Here is a 17,535-nt window from a genome sequence, read left to right on the forward strand (position 1 = left end):
CCAATGATCACGAAGCCCGTGCCTGCTCTGCTATGCACCCCAACCGGTCACGGCCCGACCCAGCCGCACGACTCCGGAACTTGACCAAGCCCTGCGTGAGCGTTGGTGCGTCGGTATTCACCGGCGTCCTCCGAGCATTCCAGCATCCGCCCTGCTGACTTGCTGGCCCCCTTCGCCATGTACGCGCCTTTCGCGCGTTCGGACTACTACGGGGCCTCCGCCCCACACTGCGGCCGATAGCCGACGACGGGCCTGCCCTTCGATGTCCTGGATGGAGCATCGTAAGGGCAGCCGCAGGTGGTTCCCACGTTCACCACCAACCGTTCGACGAGGGAGGTGCCCAGCTATACCCCGGCAGCCTCGCCACGAGTACGCCGCAGGCTTTCCTCGTGGCCTCCCCACCGGCCTATTCATCCCGGCTTCGGAGTCACCCGCCGCATGATCACGGCAGGTGTGCGCTGCGGACCGGCCCATATCCACCAGGTTGGAGCCGGCTCGACGCTTACGGAGCTTCACGCGCTGGTTCCTCTCGTACACCTTCTCGTCTCGCTTGCCGGACCCGCCCCGTCTGGTAGTTCCGGAGCGTCCCGGCGTTGTCAGGACTGCTTTCCACCCCTCCCGGCGACTCCCGGGTCAGGCTGTCCTCAGCTTCGTGGCCTTGCTGCGACAAGGCCACGGCGGCGGTCTTTCACCGCCGCACGGTCAAGCAGCGCCTCGTGGCGCACGAACAGGTCATCGAACCGGCGATCAGGATCGCCGGTCGCCTAACGGTGCAGCTTGGTCTGCATCTCCAGTACCCGGCGCTCGGCCCTGAGCAGCGCGAACTCTAGCGTGTCGGTATACACCAGCTGCCTCCCGGCATTGCAGCATCCTCCCTGCCGACTTGCTGGCCCCCTTCGCCATGCACGGAGCTTTCCTCCGCTCGGACTACTACGGGGCCTCCGCCCCACCCGCGGTCCTCAGCTGGCAACGGGCCCTCCCTTGATCTCCGGACCGGATGACAGGAAAGCGGGGGCGACCGCAGGCGGTTCCCACGTTCATGTGCCGATCGGCCAGTTCGGCGTCCCGCTACTACCCTGGCAGCATCGCCACACCTACGCCGCAGACCTTCAGCGTTGCCTCCCCGCTGGCAGTTGGAGACCGGCTTCGGAGTTGACTACCCCCGTCGAAGCGAGCGATCACGCACTGCACCCCCGGGCCCATATCTGCCAGAAATTGAGCCCGGTGCAAGACTTACGGGGCTTTACACGGGTTCCTCTTCGTATGCCTTCTGGCCTTGCATGCCGAACCCGACGCGTCTGGCAGTACCGCGCCGTCCCGGCGTTGTCAGGGCTGCTTTCCGTCCTCACCGGCGTCCCCCGGCTCGGACTGCCCTCAGCTTCTACCCGGCCGCTGCGACGGCCCGGCGGTAGAGGTCTTCCACCCCCACTCGGCCACATCGAGCCTCGTGGCGCACCAGCAGTTCTTGCGGGCTAGGTCGGCCATCAGACCGCGGATCAGGGCGAAGGCGTGCAGGCGCGGTTCCCGGCCCCAAGGAGGACAACATCAGGATCACCAGCGGATCCTCCGCTACGCGGAGTCGGAATCACCTGAGCGTGGATAGCTTGCTCATCTGGCCGGAGTGGGGGCGTCCGAGCACGGCGGTCCGCACGGCCGACCAGCCTTCGGCGCGCCACCAGTCGAAAATCTGACTGGTGGTGAGCATCGGGAAAGCGAGGGCGTCGACGAACTCTTTGCGCTGGTAGACCTCGGTGGGGCGCTGGGCGGGGTCGAGCCGGTGCAGATCGTTGACGATCAAGGCGGAACAGGTGACCGGCTGGTTGGGGCGTAACTGGGGCCAGGTCTCTAGGTGCCGTTGAAGGTAGGAGACAAGTTTCTCCGGCGCTGCGCCGGACGCAGAAAGTGATGCCGGTGGCACGGCTGCGCCACCGAACCGCCTTCGCTTCCACCCGCGCCCCGAGCAACCAGGACACTTGGTGGGCCCGGCCCGGTGATCGGGCAAAAGGCCGTCGTCGCCCCGGTGTCGCGGCTCACACGATGGCGGGTTCCTGGAGCTCGTCCTGGTCTTGTCGTACGGATTGCGCCGCCCCCGGGTCCGCCGCTGCGGCTTGGAAGCCGAGCGCCGCGCCGTGCTGGCCGACCCGTACTGTGACCGCGTGCGACTGTCTCTGGACACGGTGTGCCTCTGGCATCCGGATCGCGGCGAATCCGGCCAGCGCGGTCGGGACGGGGAGGTCGGGCAGCGTGAGGAACTCGGTGAGCACCGCGGCGTCCTGCAGGCCCACCCCCGCGCCTTGGCCGAGCCGGGGGCTCATCGCGTGTGCAGCGTCGCCGGCGAGCGTGATCCGGCCGCTGGTCCACCGGTCGGTCACGACCTGATGGATGTTGGCGTAGTAGCCAGCGGGTTCGGTGCGCATGGCCTGGATGAGGCTGCCCAGCGGACCCCGCAGGTCGCGGTGGCGTTCGGCGAGGTCGGCGAGTGTGTGATCCCGGTGATTGTCGGGTTCGCCGGGCAGGAACACGGTGGCGTTCAGCGTCCTGCCGCCGTTCATGATGAAGTAGCCGAGGGTCCCGTCGCTGGTCATCGCGGTGACGCTGAGGCCGTCGGCGTTGGGGACTTGGAAGCGCAGGACGGCGCTGCCCGCGTAGGTGGCGTCCGGTCCGCCCAGGATGGTGCGTCGGGTCCAGGAGTTGATGCCGTCGGCGGCGACGACCGCGTCGAACTCGCCGCTGCTGCCGTCGCTGAACTCCGCTTCTACCAGCGCGCCGCGATCGGTAATCGCGACCGGCGAGATGCCGGTGCGCACCTGGTCGCGGACTGGCTCGTAGAGCCAGAGTTGGAGCGCGGAGCGGGCCGTGATCCGGCCTCCCATCGCGGCCGTGGCGACCGGGACGGAGGTATCGGGATTGAACACAACCACGCGGCTGAGCGGATCGGCAGGGAGCTCCTCCGCGTCGAGGCCGAGCTGGCGGAGGGCGTCCAGATGCCGCTCCGCGAGCACGATCGCCCAGCCTGCCTCGATGATGGCGGGCGCCTGCTCGACGATGGTGACCGCGATGTCGCGGGCCCGGCGAAGCCCGTTGGCCAGGGCGAGACCGGTGAGTCCGGCGCCGATGATCAGGATGCGCCGCGTCACGCGATCGCCATCCCGCCGTCGATGGCGATAACCTGGCCGGTCACCCAGGCCGAGGCTGGGTCGACGAGCGCGACGATCCAGCGGGCGACCTCATCGGCGGTGCCGCGACGCCCCAATGGCAGTGAGGCCGCCTCCTGTGCCTTTACCGCCTCCACCACCTCTGGAGGCAGCATCGTCGAGAGGATCGGCGTCTCGGTGGGGCCCGGGGAGACCGCGTTGACGCGGATGCCCTGATCGGCCAGCCCGGCGGCCCACGACCGGGTCAGATAGTCAACGGCCGCCTTGGACGCGCCGTAGAAGGCGCCCTGGGCATTGGGTCGCTGCGCGACCGCGCTGCTGACGTTCACGATGCTGCCGCCCGAGGCGGACAGGTGCTTCACTGCCGCGCTCGCCAGGTAGGACGGTGCGAAGACGTTGATCGCGAACAGGCTGTCGAGAGCCTCGGCGTCGACATCGGGAAGTTGCAGGGGGCTGAGCGCGCCGGCGTTGTTGACCAGTGCGTCCAGCCTGCCGTGCGCGTCCGCGGCCTCGTCGACCAGCCGGCTCGCCTGTGCGTGGTCGGCGACGTCGGCGACGTGGTAGTCGATGGCCGGGTGCTCGCCAGCCAGTTCCGCGAGCGGCGCCTCTCGGCGGCCCGCCACGATCACCCGCCAGCCCGCTTCGGCGAGTTGGCAGGCCGTCGCGCGGCCGATTCCGGTGCCGCCGCCGGTTATCAGGGCGACGCGCCCTGGGGTGTGAGTGGTCATGCTCGGCTCCTCAGGCAAGGAAAATGAATGATCTTTCGATTTAATGGTTACTCGCAGCAGGGGTGTGCGTCAAGACGAAAGATCGTTCTATATTGGGGGCATGCCTCAGGTCACGCCGGAGTACCTCGCCGAGCGACGCTCCTCCATCCTCGCGGCCGCGCGCCGCTGCTTCGCCGCCCGCGGCTTCCACACCACCTCGATGCCCGACATCTGCGCCGAGGCAGGAATGTCCGCCGGCGGGGTCTACCGCTACTTCGACGGCAAGGACGAGCTCATCAGGGAGCTGGCCGAGACCGCGATGGCACCCGTGCTCCGCGCCCTGCGCGAGGCGGCCGACGCGGACCCTATACCGGGACCGGCCGAGGTCATCGACCTGATCCACCGCACCCTGCTGACAGACGGCGCCTCGACGGCCACCGCCCCGTTCATGCTTCAGGTGTGGGCCGAGGTGGTCCACAACCCTGGTCTCCGAGAGTCCCAGCGCCGCCACACCGCCGAGCTCCTCGACATCCTGAGCGCATTCGCCCGCCGGTGGGCGGACCTCGACGAGGAGTCGGCGAGACCCGCGGCACGCGCTCTGATAGCGATGAGCCTGGGCACGTTCCTGATGCAGAACGTCATCGAGATGGACGGCGAGCCGACGTCCGCCTCGACCCTGCTCAAGTCGCTCAACGGAATCGTCTGCTAGACCTGGCGCCTCGGGCCCCGCACATCGCCGATGATCAGGCGCGTACGGCTACCGGTACGGGCCGCCGCGTACAGGTCACCACCGATCCGGGCCTCCTTGGCGGCGGCCAGGTACGAGGACGCGATGTGCAAGGCACCCAGCCGGTCGGGAAGGGGGCGCAGCAGGGCCCGCTGCGCGGCTTCGGCGACCGACCGCACCTGGGCCAGCTCCTCGCTGCGCCGGTCGCGCAGGAAGCGGCGAACACGGCGAAGACCGAGAGGAACGCGAGTCCGATGAGCTGCGCGACGTGGTTTTCGTTGAAGCCGGTCTGGACCGTGGCGATGAGGGCTTGGGCTCCCACGGCCAGCGCCCCGACCAGTGCGGTCAGCCGGTAGCCGGCGAACGAGGTGGTGATGGCAGGAGCCACGACGAGCAACGGACCGAGACGGACGGTCTGCGGGGCACGCATGTCCGCCAAGGTGATCGCCACGATCAGCACAAGAGGAATCGCCACCAGCGCATGACGCGAGCGCCAAGGCTGCCAAACACGGGCAAAGTGCCGCCCAAAGCGCATCCCTCCAATATGCACCATCCGCCCCGGAAACCGACCGCCTCCCCGATGCACCCCGCCGTCGGCCCCCGTCGGACCGGGTGTGCCTGGCCCGCTCAGCCGGGCCATCCCCGTACCAAGGGACCATGAGGCCGACCATGCTTCCCTCGGCCACGCCGCACGCAGCCCCGACCATGCCTGGTCGGCACGATCGGCGCGTGTCCGAGTCGACAGTGCGCGGGCGGTCAGCGCGTCGCGCAGGATGCTGTCGGGCGTGCGGGCCATGCGCAGCAGCTCACGCACTACCTCGGCCTTTTCCCAGCGGATGCCGGTCTGGGCCCGCAGCTCCAGAATCCATCGGTCGATCTCCCGCGCTTCGCCCGGGTCGAACCGGACTGTCAGCGGGATGGCTCAACGTCGCTGCGGGCACGTCAGCGCACGCACAACGTGACGTTGAGGACGGTCCTGCGGCCTCTGGACGGACAGCGGCCGCAGCCACGGAAAAGCAGCGGCGCAAGCAGTCCCGGCTCGTCCACGAGCGCCTGCGACCTCCCGGTTGATTGCGACTTCAATGACCCGACCGCCGTCCGCCGGCAGGATCGTTGAATCCTGGATGATGTGGGTAAGAACCCTCTGGGCCGGCCCCCGGCACCCGCCAGCCCCGGCCAGGAACGAAGCCATCACCCCCAACCAGGAGCCCTGTCCGGGCTGCCACCGGACGGTTGATCGGGGACTGACGTACGCCGGCCGAGCCATCCGTCGCCTGACGGAGAGGAGCGGGCAATGCGGACCAGCATCCTCCACGACGAACACATGGACCTCACCTACTACCCGGCGAACGGCTGGACCATCGTCGAGGTCAACGGGGAGGTCGACATCCACACCGCGCCCAAGATCCAAGAAGCGGTCACCAAACTCCTCGACGAGGGCCACCGCCACTTCATCCTGGACCTATGCCCCGCACCGTTCCTGGATTCCATGGGACTGGGCATGATCGTGGCGATCACCAAGCGCATCCGTGACCACGAGGGCTCCCTGCGTCTCATATGCACTGACGACCGGATCCTGAGGGTCTTCAGGCGCACCGGCCTGCGCAAGGTCTACGCGTTCCACGACTCGGTAGACCAGGCGACACAGCACACACCCCACGGCGCGGCGGCCTGACCTACTGGCCCCGTCCCTTCCCAACCTGAGCCGAACCTCGACCACGGCCCGGGACCCCAGGCCGTGGCCGCACCAGCACCGACTCCCCGAGCGGCTCACCCCCTGCTGGTGCCACTGCGCCCTACCCGCCCGCCTGTTCTGCGTGCCAGGCCTTGCCCGGCACGGAGCGCGGCGGCCCCGCCGACGCGCAACAAGACACCGAGGGTGGACTTCACCGAGTCCTGTGCAGGTCAACGAGCCGTCGCGGTGCGCTGCCGTGTGCTCGTGGACGTGGGGGGGTGACCAGGTCGAGCCTGAAGCCGTCCTCGGCGAAGGCTCGGCCAGAGGGTGCTGGCAGCAAGGAGAACACCTGGCCGATGCGGCCCGGACGTGTCAGCCAGTATTGCAGGTCCTCTCCATCGCGCCGCGCATGGTGGTCAGCGGCCCGCGACCGGGAAGAGCATGCAGCTGCTGGTGGCGTGGGCCAGGAGCCGGTCGTCGGAGTCGCGGAGCTCTGCCTGGGCGAGGGCGGTGCGGCGGCCGCTGTTGAGGACGGTGCCTATGGAGCGGATCTTTCCGGTGTCGACGGTGATCGGGCGCAGGAATTTCAAGGTCAGGTCGATCGAGGTGTATCCCATGCCCTGGGGCAGCACGGACTGCACCGCGCAGCCGGCCGCCGAGTCGAGGAGCGTGGCGTAGACGCCGCCGTGGACGCTGCCGATCGGGTTGTAGTGCTCCTCGCCCGGCACCAGGACGAAGACCGCCCGGCCGTGCTCGGCCTCCTCCAGAGTGAAGCCCAGGGTGGCGGCGATCGGCGGGGCGGGCAGGCGCCCGGCCAGGATCTCGCGGAGGAAGTCGAGGCCGCTGTGGTGAGGGACGGCGTCGGCGGAAATGGCAGGGTCTTCCCAGCCGAACGTACGTGACCTGAGCATTCCCGCTCCTGTTGTGTCGGTCGCGCCGGCGATCAGGCACTTCTCCGATGTTTCGGACATGACGGCAGCTCCTCGGGGGCGTCTGGGTCGGTGTGGCGTGCTGGCCGGCGATCGCTTGACGGAATCGTCCTGCCTGTTTTTCGGCCGCCGCTGGGTTCAGGGGCTGTCCGGGCTGACGCGGATGAGACCCGGGCCGGCGTCGACGAACGAGTCCCCGATCGGCACGTCGTGGCCGTCGTCGCAGCGGAGCACCGCGTGCACCGGGGCGCCGCAATTCTCGTGGCGTACGACCACGGGGGGCCCTTGTTCGTCGGCGGCCCAGGTGTCGCCCCACTGCCGCAGCGCCACGAGGACGGGCAGGAAGTCCCGGCCTTTCCCGGTCAGTTGATAGGCGTACCGGGTCCGCTGGCCGGGTTCCTGGTAGGGGGCGCGTTCCAGGAGGCCGGCGGCGGTCAGTTCCTTCAGGCGCGCCGAGGCGGCGGGTTCGCCGATGCCCACACGCTTGGCGAAGTCGTCGAACCGGCGTGTGCCGAAGAACGCCTCGCGCATGATCAGCAGCGCTGTCCTGTTGCCGGCGATCTCCAGAGTCCTGGCGATTGAGCAGTTGGCCATGGACCAGGCGTCCCGTTCCTCCAGCAGATCCTTCATCTCTCCACCCTCCACCTGACTTGCCTCACGCAAAGTTAGCCTATAGCGTCACGGCTGGCTTCTGTAATCGAAAGTCAGCTGGGGTGTGCGCATCCCGAAGGAGGAATCATGGACATCAGCACAGCAACCGTCCTGGTCACCGGGGCCAACCGCGGGCTCGGCAGGGCACTCGCCCAGGAACTGGTCGCGCGTGGCGCCACGGTGTACGGGGCGGCCCGCCGACCGGACCAGATCGATCTGCCCGGCGTGAAAGCGATACGGCTCGACGTCACCGACCCCGCGCAGGTCCAAGCGGCCGCGACGCTCGCGACCGATGTCGACCTGCTGGTCAACAACGCGGGGAGCTTCACCGGCGCATCGCTGCTCGACGGCGACCTGGCCGACATCCGGTTGGAGATGGAGACGCACTACTTCGGCACCCTGTCGGTCACCCGGGCGTTCGCCCCGATCCTCGCGGCGAACGGCGGCGGGGCCGTGCTCAACGTGCTCTCGGTGCTGTCCTGGCTCACGACCGCCGACATGTCCGCCTACGCCGCCGCGAAGGCGGCGGAGCTGTCCCTGACCAATGCGCTCCGCCTCTCCCTCGCCGAGCAGAAGACACAGGTCACGGCAGTCCACGTGGGCTTCATGGACACCGACATGGCCGCCCATGTCGACTCGCCCAAGAGTGACCCGCTGACTATCGCCAACCTGGCCCTAGACGGTCTGGCCGAAGGTGCCCCGGAGGTACTGGCCGACGACGTCTCCCGCCGCGTCCGCTCCGCGCTGTCAGGTCCGCTGGCGGGCCTGTACCCGAGCGTCGCATGACGATCGCCGTCCGGGTCCGTCGGGCGGCCCCAGTTGGCTGTACAGGATCCGGCTCTCGGTCTATCGACCGGCCCGCGGCGGCGTGCACGGCGTCAGGGGGGCGCAGCGGCATGGGGCTTCGCTACAGCGAGCGGCCGCCACGCGACGAGTACGTCCTCACCGACAAGGGCAGCGACTTCCGGCCCGTGCTGATGGCTCTGACCGCGTGGGGAAACCGGCACATGGCGGGAGAGGACGGGCCCGCCCTCGTCCTCCTCGACCGCGAGAGCGGCAAGGCCGTCGAACCGGTGATGGTCGATGCGGCCACCGGGCAGCCGCTCACCCCTGACAGCACCGCCCTGGCCGCCGGACCGGGGGCAGGACCGGAGATCCGCAGCCGCCTGGAACTCGCGGCCCGACGCAACGAAACCAAGGAGACGAACCGATGAGCACCCCCTCTTCACCCATTCTCGTCACGGGTGCCACGGGCAGGCACGGCGGCCTCGGCGGGCACCTGGTGCGCCGCCTGCGTGAGGCAGGCCGTGAGGTCCGGGTCCTGGCCCGGAAGAAGGACGAGCGCACGGAGCCCCTCGTTGCGCTGGGCGCCGATGTCGTGGTCGGTGACCTGCATGACAGGGCGAGTCTGCTCCATGCCCTCGAGGGCGTCGACCTGGTCTACTTCGCGTACCCCATCAACCAGGGGGTGATCCCCGCAGCCGCGAACTTCGCCGCCGCGGTACGCCAGGTCGGCCGCTCACCACGGGTGGTAGTGATGTCCATGGGGCCCGCCGTCCCGGACAGCCCCAGCCATCTCGGGCGGGCGCAATGGCTCGCCGAGGAGGTTCTCGCCTGGGCCGGCCTGGACCTGCTCGTCCTGCGTGTCGCGGCGCTCTTCCATGAAAACCTGGCGGTGCTGCACGCACGCTCCGTCCGCGAGCAGGACGTCTTCCGCAACAGCTTCGACGAAACCGTCCTGCCGTGGATCGCCGGTATCGATGCGGCCGAGCTCGCCGTGGCCGCTCTCCTCCACCCAGAGCGATTCTCCGGTGCAGCGCTCGAGATTCTGCCCGGATCCGAAGCGGCCTCGCACGCCAAGGTGGCCCGTGTCCTGTCCACCGAGTTGGGCCGCGAGGTCTGCTTCGAAGGGATATCCGCGCAGGCATGGCGCGAGGAACTCGAGGCCCAGGCAGCCTCGGAGACGGACGGTGTCGTCAACGCCGACATGGCTTCGCACATCTCCGCGCTCGGCGCCGCCCTGCGAGGCGCGTCCACAGTACCTGTCGACCCCGACCGTCTGACACATCTGACCGGCCACACGCCGCGCACCCTCGCCGAGTACATCAGCGAACAACGCGATCTCTTCGGCCCGGCGATCGGCGCGTCTCGGTAGCCCGCCCATCACAAGCACGGCACACGGCCGTTGGCGAGAGGAGGGCTGGACGACGTGGACGTGTGTCGGCGTCGCCTGGCTCTTCCCCGGCCGCCAACCGGGGCAGCCGATGAACCCAGGCAGTCTCCAGGCCCACCTACGCGAAATCGGTGTCCCGCCACAGCCCGGCAGGACCTCCGCGATCCGCCAACTCGTCCTCCAAGCCCCGGCCCCCGTCATCACGAGGGCACTCGGCTACCACGACAAGACCGCCACCCGCCTGGTCACCGAAGCCGGCACCGCCGTGGATGCACATCATGGCGCGGGCAGCGACGGTGTCGGTGATGTTCTCCCGGGCAGCGAGCAGGGCACGGGTGGTGACCACGGACGCATCGGGCAGATCGACGTACTGGTAGGTGGCCGCGGTCACGAGGCGTCTCCGTCTTCGTCTGTGGTGGGACGTGCAGCCCGCCCGTCCGGGCCGTCCGGGCCGTCCGGGCCGTCCGGGGCGGAAGCGCCATCACTCCCGGACGGGACCGGAGCGGGCCGGCCCGGCGTGGTCAGCGCGGCCAGGGAAGCAGGGGTACGCCACCCGGCCGGCGGCGCAGCGGGCGGGATGAGGTCCGGCAGCGCCCACTCGGCCGCATCCTTCAGCCGCTCCTGATCGGCGGCCCGGTCGGCCTCGGCCGCGCTCAACGAGCCCAGCCGCTCGGGCGGCTTGGCCTCGGTGACCGCGGCGTACCAGGTGCGGGTGTGCTCGGAGGCGGCAGACAAGGCACGGGCCAGGCGCCGCTTCTCGGCATCCTTGCGCCGCCGGTGCGCCCTGCGCTGCTCGGGCGTGGCCTCATCCGAAGGGTGCGCCGGCCCCAGGTACTTTCCGGACGCAGCCTCGAACACCTCGATCTCGTGGTCGTGGTGCGGGATGTAGCGCAGGCGGACCTTCGTCCCCGCATCCGCGCCGCCGTGCATCCACTCCCCCACGTAATACCGATTCCTCCAGCGCACCCCGCTGGTGGTGAGCGTGCGCATACGTCCGTCGTCGGCGAGCGTGAACCGGTACAGCAGGCCCGGGTCCACATCCTCGATCGGGGTGGGATCGTCCCGCCACGCCTCAAGCGGCGTACGCCCGCCAAGGGCCTGCGAGGTGTGCTCTGTGTTCCACCACGTGACCCACTGAAGCAGCAGGCGGACGAACTCGGCGAACGGCAGCGGCTCCGCGGCGACGGCATGCTTGCCGCGGGCGCCGGGGCGCAGCCGGGTGGACGGGGCGTGGGTGCAGCGGGGCAGCGAGGCGAAGAGCATCTTCTCCGCGCACCTGTTCAGGTTCTCGATCGATCCCTTCAGATCCGGCCGATACGGCGGGAGCGGCTGCACTGGCACGGCGAAGTGACCCAAAGCGTCGGCGACGGTGGCCGAGAGGAAATCGGCGCCGCGGTCGAGGCGCACCAGCGAGGGCAGGCCGCCGATCGGCCCGTACGGGCCGGTGGGGTCCTCATTGCGCGAGAGCGCAATCCGCAAGCTGTCGAGGATCGCGTCCCTGGAGGGCTGGTGCGGGGTGACCGCCGCGCCCGGAATCGTCTCGGTGGCACAGTCGATGAACCACGTCACCCACGGGCACACCAACTCGCCGTCCAGCAACACCTCGACCGGCACATGCTTGTGATCCGCCTCCCAGCAGGCATTCCGCCACTGACACGGACGCCGCAGATGCACATCATGACGGCGCCTGGCGCGCTCCCCACCGACAAGGGCCGCACGCTGCCCCGCGTTCAGATCCAGACGAATCGCCCGGTGCAGCGTCGCCAACGACGGCACCGGATCCACCTCACGTCCCTCGGCGACGGCTGCGGCATACTCGCCCACCAGCTCCCGGTGCAGCGCGGCCGCGTTCCCGCACCACGCCGCAAGACGTCCATGCAACTCGTCCGTGATCCGAAACCGCTGGCGCCCGGCCGGCTCCATGCGCCCCTGGCGGCCATCGTCCAGCCATCGCCACACCGTCCGCAGCGACACCCCCGCCGACCTGGCGACCAGCTGCGCGTGCTCCGTGGTCAACTCCCCGCGCCCGTCCAGCGCCAGCAACCGTGCGAGCGCCTGCTCACGCCCCAGCGCCCGCGACACCAGCGAGACCTCCTCGGCCCCTGCCCCGCTCTCACCCGGCCCGGCCATGACGTACCCCCTGGCACCGACGCCGCGTACCGGCGCACACCAGGCACGTTCCCCGTCAACACCCAGACACAGTCCGGCAGTTCACACGATCCGGGACAGACAAACCAATCCTGGAAACACGCGGCAAGCCGAGCGCTACACTCCCCAGGGGCTGTTGCAAGATCGCGGTACGTCTGGAACATCCGGTAGATCCGGTCTTGGGGTGGGCGTCCCGATTCAGGCAGGGGCAGACGCAGTGCAGGCACGGTCTCGGTGATCATGTGAGTGTCGAAGTCCCATGAACACTTGGCGAGTCCGTGCCTGCTCCTGCATCCTCTCTCATGCCTGCCGCGCTGGACCAACTGGCCCAGGTTTCCGCACCTGCCCCGCTGGCGGACGCAGTCCGCCTGTTCAGTTTCCTGGACCTGCTCCCCGACCCGAGAGGCGTACGCGGCCGGCGTTATCCGCTGTCCGCCCTGGTCACCGCTGCCGCAGCGAGTGTCCTGGCCGGTGCCCGCTCGCTCACCGCGATCACGGAATGGATCGGCGATGCCCCCACCTGGGCCCGCCGGACCCTCGGCTTCCCCGTCGACCCGCTGACCGGCGCCGTGTCCGTCCCGCATCCCCATACCCTGCGCCGTCTCCTCGTACGGCTCGACGGTGACCCTCTGGACCGGGCGATCGGGGCCTTTCTCGCCGCCCGTGCGACCCCGGCCGGCCCCGGACTGCGGGCGATCGCTGTCGACGGCAAGGCACTGCGCGGATCGCGCACCGCCACCACCCCGTACATCACTCTCCTCGCCGCGATGGACCACGACGGCCATGTCCTGGCCCAGCGTCAGGTCTCCGACAAAAGCAACGAGATCCCCGCCTTCCAGCCCCTGCTGTCCACCATCGACCTGACCGGCACGGTCGTCACGACTGACGCGCTGCACACCCAACACGCCCATGGCACCTACCTCCGTGAACGCGGCGCCCACTACATCGCCCAGGTCAAGGCCAACCACCCCGGCTTGTTCGACCGCATCCGCCGTCTGCCCTGGAGCGAGATCACGCTCGACCACCACGACCGCACCCGCGCCCACCACCGTCTGGAGATCCGGCGGCTGAAGACCGCCGCCTTCGCCCACCTCGACTACCCCGACGCCCGCCAGGCACTTCAAGTCGTGCGCTGGAGAAAGAACTTCACCACCGGCAAGCTCACCATCGAACGCGTCTACCTGATCACCAGCCTGCCGCCCGGCGCGGCGACCGGCGTCCGACTCGCCGCTTGGATCAGAGGACACTGGAAGATCGAAAACCTTCTGCACCATGTCCGCGACCGCACGTTCCGCGAGGATGACTCCAAGATCCACATCGGCCACCTCCCACGCATCATGGCCGGCCTGCGCAACCTCGCCATAGGCGTCCACCGCCAGGACGGCCACACCAACATCGCCGCCGCCCTACGCCACACCGCCTGCGACTACCGCAGACCCCTGACCGCCCTCGGCCTCACCGGATGAACCCGGACAGACCGCGATCATGCAAAGGACCCTGCTACACTCCCCCACCGCTCCGGAATCTGCACCACACCGACCAGCGGACACTCATCCCCGTATCACCAACAGCACATCACCCCCGATAACACCACCCGCCGCATCACCCCAGACCACACGCCCACAGCCACCCAGTGACACCCACCGCAGAACCAGTGACACCCTCATTCAGATTCGCACCAGGGCCACAGGCCAGCCGAAGACCCTGACGCCTGCTCTGCCGATCACACCAGTCACCGGGCCGATCTGGCTTCCCTTATTCACCACTCCACCGAGCTGCCCGGTGAGTAAGCGGCCGATGAATCCCTTGAAGGACTCCCGGCTTCGTCGTGTGGCAGCCGCGAATGGTTCAGTACCGTAGATCGACTCGCCGGAGGCTTCCTGGGGGAGCGGCATCGACGAGCACGAGGGTGCGAGTTCACTCTGAGTACAGGCCGAAAGGGCCCGCCAGGGTTCTGGCGGGCCCTTTCGGCGGTTACCTCTGCTGTCGGCGTTGAGCGTTCTTCTCGAGCGTCTGACGCTTCACTTGTCTCCACGAGTACACCGTGAGGACGAGAGACACGCAGCCGACCGCCAGGAACATCAATCGCTTGGCGATGCCATCAAGATTGATGGCGCCTCCGAATCCTGCCACGAGGCCGCAAATGCCGAGGAAAAGAGATCGCTGGCCCAGCAGCTCATCAGCCAAGCCTCTGATGAATCCGCCGCCTTGCAGCGAGTTCCACGATTTTCTCAGTGTCATCTCATCACCGCGTCAGGAGATCGGGGGCTGCGCAGGACGGTTGAATGGGCCGGGTTCGATGTAGCGGACCGGACCGCCCTGCGGGAGCAAATAGTCTACGACCGTCGCTCCGAGAGCCACCGGCACACCGAACACCTTGACCCCGACCCTGCCGAACGCGCGCGACACCGGGCCGATCTGCGATCCCTTGCTGACTTCACCTGCGACGAATCCAGTGAAGAAGGGGCCGATGAATCCCTTGATGGCCTCATTGGCCTCATCGTGGCGTCCGAGGAGGTGCAGCACCACTCCGTCGATCGCGCCGCGATAGCTGAAGAAACCGACGACGTCTCGCACACCATCGGGAATTCCCGCATTGTCGTACATATCGAACTCGACGTCATCATTGGATGAATCGTCCTGCGGACGGTACCCGTTCGCCTCGTTCTGCTGGGCCTCCTCGCGAATCTGCACCGGAAGGACACGCCGCGACCTGCAGCAACCTCACAAGCCGTCACCGCAAAAACTGCACCCCGATGTCACCACCACCCCGCACCGCACGGCGAACCCCCAGCTCACCGCCCTGACACCAGCGCTGGAGCGCACTGGTGTCACCACTACAGAAACCGGTGACATTGAGATGCAGATTCGCACACGCCGACTGGTGACGGGCGTTCAGCAGCGCGAGGCCCCGGGACATCGTGTCCCGGGGCCCGCACGCTCCGCTCAATTTCCCGATTCGGTTGCCCGATCGGCGAAAACAACGCCGGGAAGTCGTCGGTGTTCCAGTCCCTTAACATGTTTCTGCGCTCGGGTTCGGCCACGGAGACCGTGCGGATCGGTGTGTGCTGCGAGGTAGAGATGCGCCAGTTGCGGCACCGGGCCGATTGCTCCTGCTGTACAGGCGCGCAGTGCCCAGTCCGCCGGGCGCATTCGGTCCGGGCGGACTGGGGCTTGGCCAAGCACTGCGGCGTCGAGTAGCACGACAACGATCTCGTTGATGAGCGGGTCGAGATCAGTAGAGGTAGGCGAACGATTTCACCTGGGACGCGGTGAGGGCTCCGCTGAAGACGCGGACGGTGTCCGCCCCGCCGTGGAAGTACTCGCCCCAGCCGCCGTCGGCGGTGTGGCCGCGGCCGATCTGAAGCGGGCCGGGGGTGCTCCAGGCGGCTTTGAACTCCGTGGTGGCCATGGCCTCGCCCTCGACGTACAGGGTGATGTGGCCCTCGGAGTCGTCGTACACCACGACCACTTCGTCGGAGTAGGACGTGGGAGCGCCGGGCCCGGCGACAACGGTCTCCGCGGCGCCCGGTTCGCTGCCGCGGGTGACGACCAGCTGCCACTCGGACGCGGCCGGGTCGTAGCGGACCTTGAAGGCGTCACGGTCGGCGTCGCCCTGGGACAGGACGGTCATCGGCCGGTCGGGGGTGGTGTCGGCGAAGCGGACCCGCAGGCCGACGCTGAAGCTGTCGGCGGTGTCGACGACGGGACCACTGGTGGCGGCGTAGTCGTCCGTGCCGTCCAAGGCCAGGTGGTCGTTGCCGTCGAGGGCGGCCGCCGGGAACTCGAAGCACTCGGGGTCTTCGAAGCAGGCATCGTAGTCGGGGGTGTAGAAGCCGGCGCCGCCGTGCAGGGTGAGCGGCTTGTCGCCGTACCGGTCGGGGATCACACCGTCATCGGTCCGCTCGATGTCCCAGGCGGCGACCAGTTTGGCGGGACGGGACCCCAGCCCCTCGATCTCTTTGCGGGACACGACCCGGTCCCAGACGCGGACGTCGCCGATCTCGCCCTGCCAGCGCGCACCGGCGTCGCCGCGGGCGCGGCCGATCTGGAAGGCGCCAGGGGCGGCCACCGGGGCGACGCCGGTCTTGGAGGCGACCTCCTTGCCATTGACGTAGAGGCGCAGGGTGTTGTCCTCGGTGTCGTACAGGCCGGTCAGGTGGGCCCAGCCGCCGACGGAGGCGTTGCCGCCGGTGAGGGTGGTGGCGCCGTAGCGGAAGGCCCAGGTGGCCGGGGAGTCCGCGGTCGGGCGCAGGCCGAGGGTGAAGGCGGAGGTGCCGTCGGCGGCATCCTGGCTGGCCACCGTCATCGGGGTGTCGGTGGCGGCGGGGCGGACCCAGGCGGAGAGGGCGAAGGTCCTGGCGGTGTCCGTCGCGGGGGCGTGCGGGGTGAGGTAGCTGTTGCCCCGGCCGTCGAGGGTGACGGTGGAGGTGAGGTCGGTGCGGGAGGGGGCGGGAGCGCCGAAGACGACGCCGTTCTTGGCGCGGGCCACGGGGCCGGCCTCGGCGGCGGCGTTGTCGGCTCCGGCCGGATCGGCGAGCGTCCAGTGGGCGACGGGGGCGCGGCCGGCGGCGACGCGCATCCAGTGAGTCGTCTGGGAGCTGGACCGCCCAGCCCGGTCGACGGCGCGGACCTGCAGGTAGAAGACCCCGCTGTCCTCCGGCATCCACCGGACGGTGACCGGTCCGCCCGGCTCCTCGGGTCGGACCCGAGTGGGGGCGGAGCCGAGGACGGAGTAGACGTACTCGACGACGTCCTCGGACGGAGAGTCGAACGTGAAGCTGCCGTAGACGCCGACGCCGTCGTGCCAGCCGCTGTCGTCGTCCGGGTACTGCTCGGAGACAACCGTCGCCGGCTCGGGGTTGACCGTGTCGATGACGAACCGGCAGGTGATGCCGGGGGTTTCGTCGCTCCAGGCGGAGGTCGCGCCCTCGCCGTCGACGGCCCGGACATGCCAGGAGACGACGGTGTCGGCCGGGAGGTCGGAGGGGGTCCGCCACAGCTGGGTGATCGGAGAGTGCACGATGCCGGAGGTGTGGGTCCGGCGCTGCTCGGCTCCGTCGGCGTCGGTCCACCAGGCCTCGAACTCGGCCCCGGCTCCGTTGGTCTCCCACTCCTCGTTGTCCTCCGTCGTGTCCTCGACGACGGCCCGCAGTTCGGGCGCGCTGGGGACGTAGACGGGCTCGGCGGAGCAAGCTTTGTCCCAGTTGACGGTGAGGGTGTCGATGCTCGGCTGAAGCGGCGGAAGGTTCTTCCCGGCCGCCGTGGCGATACCCGGGGTGGCGGCGAGCAGCACGGCTGCCAGTCCCGTGGCCGCGGCGGCGGTTTTGGCGCGCCGGCCGGAATGCGGATTCATGCGGTGGGGTCCCC

Annotated in this window: 17 protein-coding genes; 6 read left to right on the forward strand and 11 right to left on the reverse strand. The window is 69.0% G+C overall.

Annotation, left to right across the window (positions count from 1 at the left end):
* Positions 1–1,585 precede the first annotated feature (1,585 nt).
* The 3 genes from ACIQFZ_RS39080 to ACIQFZ_RS39090 all read right to left on the reverse strand — a co-directional run bounded on the left by ACIQFZ_RS39080 (position 1,586) and on the right by ACIQFZ_RS39090 (position 3,883).
* On the reverse strand, positions 1,586–1,798 hold the full coding sequence (locus ACIQFZ_RS39080) for a hypothetical protein (protein WP_402693491.1): 213 nt from the start codon (positions 1,796–1,798) through the stop codon (positions 1,586–1,588).
* A 232-nt stretch (positions 1,799–2,030) separates the two neighbouring features.
* Complete coding sequence (locus ACIQFZ_RS39085; protein ID WP_402693492.1) at positions 2,031–3,137, reverse strand: FAD-dependent oxidoreductase; 1,107 nt, start codon at positions 3,135–3,137, stop codon at positions 2,031–2,033.
* Complete coding sequence (locus ACIQFZ_RS39090; protein WP_402693493.1) at positions 3,134–3,883, reverse strand: SDR family NAD(P)-dependent oxidoreductase; 750 nt, start codon at positions 3,881–3,883, stop codon at positions 3,134–3,136. Before ACIQFZ_RS39090 ends, ACIQFZ_RS39085 begins: the two co-directional genes overlap by 4 nt.
* A 100-nt stretch (positions 3,884–3,983) precedes the next feature.
* On the opposite strand from ACIQFZ_RS39090, the gene ACIQFZ_RS39095 reads away from it, so the two are divergent.
* Complete coding sequence (locus ACIQFZ_RS39095) at positions 3,984–4,571, forward strand: TetR/AcrR family transcriptional regulator (RefSeq protein ID WP_402693494.1); 588 nt, start codon at positions 3,984–3,986, stop codon at positions 4,569–4,571.
* Here the strand turns inward: ACIQFZ_RS39095 and ACIQFZ_RS39100 are convergent.
* Positions 4,568–4,768 (reverse strand): hypothetical protein, encoded by a 201-nt coding sequence (locus tag ACIQFZ_RS39100; protein ID WP_402693495.1) that lies wholly within the window; start codon positions 4,766–4,768, stop codon positions 4,568–4,570. The two genes, ACIQFZ_RS39095 and ACIQFZ_RS39100, sit on opposite strands and share 4 nt — an antisense overlap.
* 1,115 nt (positions 4,769–5,883) lie before the next feature.
* On the opposite strand from ACIQFZ_RS39100, the gene ACIQFZ_RS39105 reads away from it, so the two are divergent.
* Entirely contained in the window at positions 5,884–6,264 is a 381-nt protein-coding gene (locus tag ACIQFZ_RS39105) for an STAS domain-containing protein (protein ID WP_402693496.1), read from the forward strand.
* Positions 6,265–6,680: 416 nt separating this feature from the next.
* Here ACIQFZ_RS39105 and ACIQFZ_RS39110 read toward each other — a convergent pair whose 3' ends face one another.
* The gene (locus ACIQFZ_RS39110) at positions 6,681–7,175 is read right to left on the reverse strand and encodes a PaaI family thioesterase (RefSeq protein WP_402693512.1); all 495 of its coding nucleotides are present in this window, start codon (positions 7,173–7,175) and stop codon (positions 6,681–6,683) included.
* A 156-nt stretch (positions 7,176–7,331) separates the two neighbouring features.
* Positions 7,332–7,823 (reverse strand): winged helix-turn-helix transcriptional regulator, encoded by a 492-nt coding sequence (locus ACIQFZ_RS39115; RefSeq protein ID WP_402693497.1) that lies wholly within the window; start codon positions 7,821–7,823, stop codon positions 7,332–7,334.
* Between the two features lie 108 nt (positions 7,824–7,931).
* Here ACIQFZ_RS39115 and ACIQFZ_RS39120 point away from each other — a divergent pair, with 108 nt between their 5' ends.
* The 3 genes from ACIQFZ_RS39120 (at position 7,932) to ACIQFZ_RS39130 (ending at position 9,999) form a co-directional block, all read left to right on the forward strand.
* On the forward strand, positions 7,932–8,630 hold the full coding sequence (locus ACIQFZ_RS39120; protein WP_384444078.1) for an SDR family oxidoreductase: 699 nt from the start codon (positions 7,932–7,934) through the stop codon (positions 8,628–8,630).
* A 110-nt stretch (positions 8,631–8,740) separates the two neighbouring features.
* Positions 8,741–9,058: a winged helix-turn-helix transcriptional regulator gene (locus tag ACIQFZ_RS39125; protein WP_402693498.1), complete on the forward strand. Its 318-nt coding sequence runs from the start codon at positions 8,741–8,743 to the stop codon at positions 9,056–9,058.
* Positions 9,055–9,999 (forward strand): NmrA family NAD(P)-binding protein, encoded by a 945-nt coding sequence (locus ACIQFZ_RS39130; RefSeq protein ID WP_402693499.1) that lies wholly within the window; start codon positions 9,055–9,057, stop codon positions 9,997–9,999. Before ACIQFZ_RS39125 ends, ACIQFZ_RS39130 begins: the two co-directional genes overlap by 4 nt.
* 136 nt (positions 10,000–10,135) lie before the next feature.
* Here the strand turns inward: ACIQFZ_RS39130 and ACIQFZ_RS39135 are convergent, their stop codons facing one another.
* Together ACIQFZ_RS39135 and ACIQFZ_RS39140 are read right to left on the reverse strand one after the other, a co-directional pair.
* Positions 10,136–10,408 carry a hypothetical protein gene (locus ACIQFZ_RS39135; RefSeq protein WP_402693500.1) on the reverse strand — a complete coding sequence of 91 codons (273 nt, stop codon included), beginning with the start codon at positions 10,406–10,408 and terminating at the stop codon, positions 10,136–10,138.
* On the reverse strand, positions 10,405–12,147 hold the full coding sequence (locus tag ACIQFZ_RS39140; RefSeq protein ID WP_402693501.1) for a Mu transposase C-terminal domain-containing protein: 1,743 nt from the start codon (positions 12,145–12,147) through the stop codon (positions 10,405–10,407). The genes ACIQFZ_RS39135 and ACIQFZ_RS39140 overlap by 4 nt, the downstream gene beginning before the upstream one ends.
* A gap of 320 nt (positions 12,148–12,467) precedes the next feature.
* On the opposite strand from ACIQFZ_RS39140, the gene ACIQFZ_RS39145 reads away from it, so the two are divergent.
* Complete coding sequence (locus ACIQFZ_RS39145; RefSeq protein ID WP_402693502.1) at positions 12,468–13,631, forward strand: ISAs1 family transposase; 1,164 nt, start codon at positions 12,468–12,470, stop codon at positions 13,629–13,631.
* A 508-nt stretch (positions 13,632–14,139) separates the two neighbouring features.
* Here ACIQFZ_RS39145 and ACIQFZ_RS39150 read toward each other — a convergent pair.
* From ACIQFZ_RS39150 to ACIQFZ_RS39160, 3 genes are all read right to left on the reverse strand, one after another.
* Positions 14,140–14,406 carry a hypothetical protein gene (locus ACIQFZ_RS39150; protein ID WP_402693503.1) on the reverse strand — a complete coding sequence of 89 codons (267 nt, stop codon included), beginning with the start codon at positions 14,404–14,406 and terminating at the stop codon, positions 14,140–14,142.
* Positions 14,407–14,418: 12 nt separating this feature from the next.
* Positions 14,419–14,859, reverse strand: a complete 441-nt coding sequence (locus ACIQFZ_RS39155; protein WP_402693504.1) for a hypothetical protein — start codon at positions 14,857–14,859, stop codon at positions 14,419–14,421.
* Positions 14,860–15,400: 541 nt separating this feature from the next.
* Entirely contained in the window at positions 15,401–17,521 is a 2,121-nt protein-coding gene (locus ACIQFZ_RS39160; protein WP_402693505.1) for a LamG domain-containing protein, read from the reverse strand.
* Positions 17,522–17,535 lie beyond the last annotated feature (14 nt).

This window comes from Streptomyces sp. NPDC093064 (assembly GCF_044754605.1).
Classification (GTDB): Bacteria; Actinomycetota; Actinomycetes; order Streptomycetales; family Streptomycetaceae; genus Streptomyces.

Bases quoted from the DNA above. Each gene is read 5' to 3' on its own strand.
- ACIQFZ_RS39145 (WP_402693502.1), top strand. From the start codon at position 12,468: ATGCCTGCCGCGCTGGACCAACTGGCCCAGGTTTCCGCACCTGCCCCG.
- ACIQFZ_RS39095 (WP_402693494.1), top strand. From the start codon at position 3,984: ATGCCTCAGGTCACGCCGGAGTACCTCGCCGAGCGACGCTCCTCCATC.
- ACIQFZ_RS39115 (WP_402693497.1), bottom strand. From the start codon at position 7,823: ATGAAGGATCTGCTGGAGGAACGGGACGCCTGGTCCATGGCCAACTGC.
- ACIQFZ_RS39090 (WP_402693493.1), bottom strand. From the start codon at position 3,883: ATGACCACTCACACCCCAGGGCGCGTCGCCCTGATAACCGGCGGCGGC.
- ACIQFZ_RS39120 (WP_384444078.1), top strand. From the start codon at position 7,932: ATGGACATCAGCACAGCAACCGTCCTGGTCACCGGGGCCAACCGCGGG.
- ACIQFZ_RS39110 (WP_402693512.1), bottom strand. From the start codon at position 7,175: ATGCTCAGGTCACGTACGTTCGGCTGGGAAGACCCTGCCATTTCCGCC.
- ACIQFZ_RS39130 (WP_402693499.1), top strand. From the start codon at position 9,055: ATGAGCACCCCCTCTTCACCCATTCTCGTCACGGGTGCCACGGGCAGG.
- ACIQFZ_RS39160 (WP_402693505.1), bottom strand. From the start codon at position 17,521: ATGAATCCGCATTCCGGCCGGCGCGCCAAAACCGCCGCCGCGGCCACG.
- ACIQFZ_RS39125 (WP_402693498.1), top strand. From the start codon at position 8,741: ATGGGGCTTCGCTACAGCGAGCGGCCGCCACGCGACGAGTACGTCCTC.
- ACIQFZ_RS39105 (WP_402693496.1), top strand. From the start codon at position 5,884: ATGCGGACCAGCATCCTCCACGACGAACACATGGACCTCACCTACTAC.
- ACIQFZ_RS39140 (WP_402693501.1), bottom strand. From the start codon at position 12,147: ATGGCCGGGCCGGGTGAGAGCGGGGCAGGGGCCGAGGAGGTCTCGCTG.
- ACIQFZ_RS39150 (WP_402693503.1), bottom strand. From the start codon at position 14,406: ATGACACTGAGAAAATCGTGGAACTCGCTGCAAGGCGGCGGATTCATC.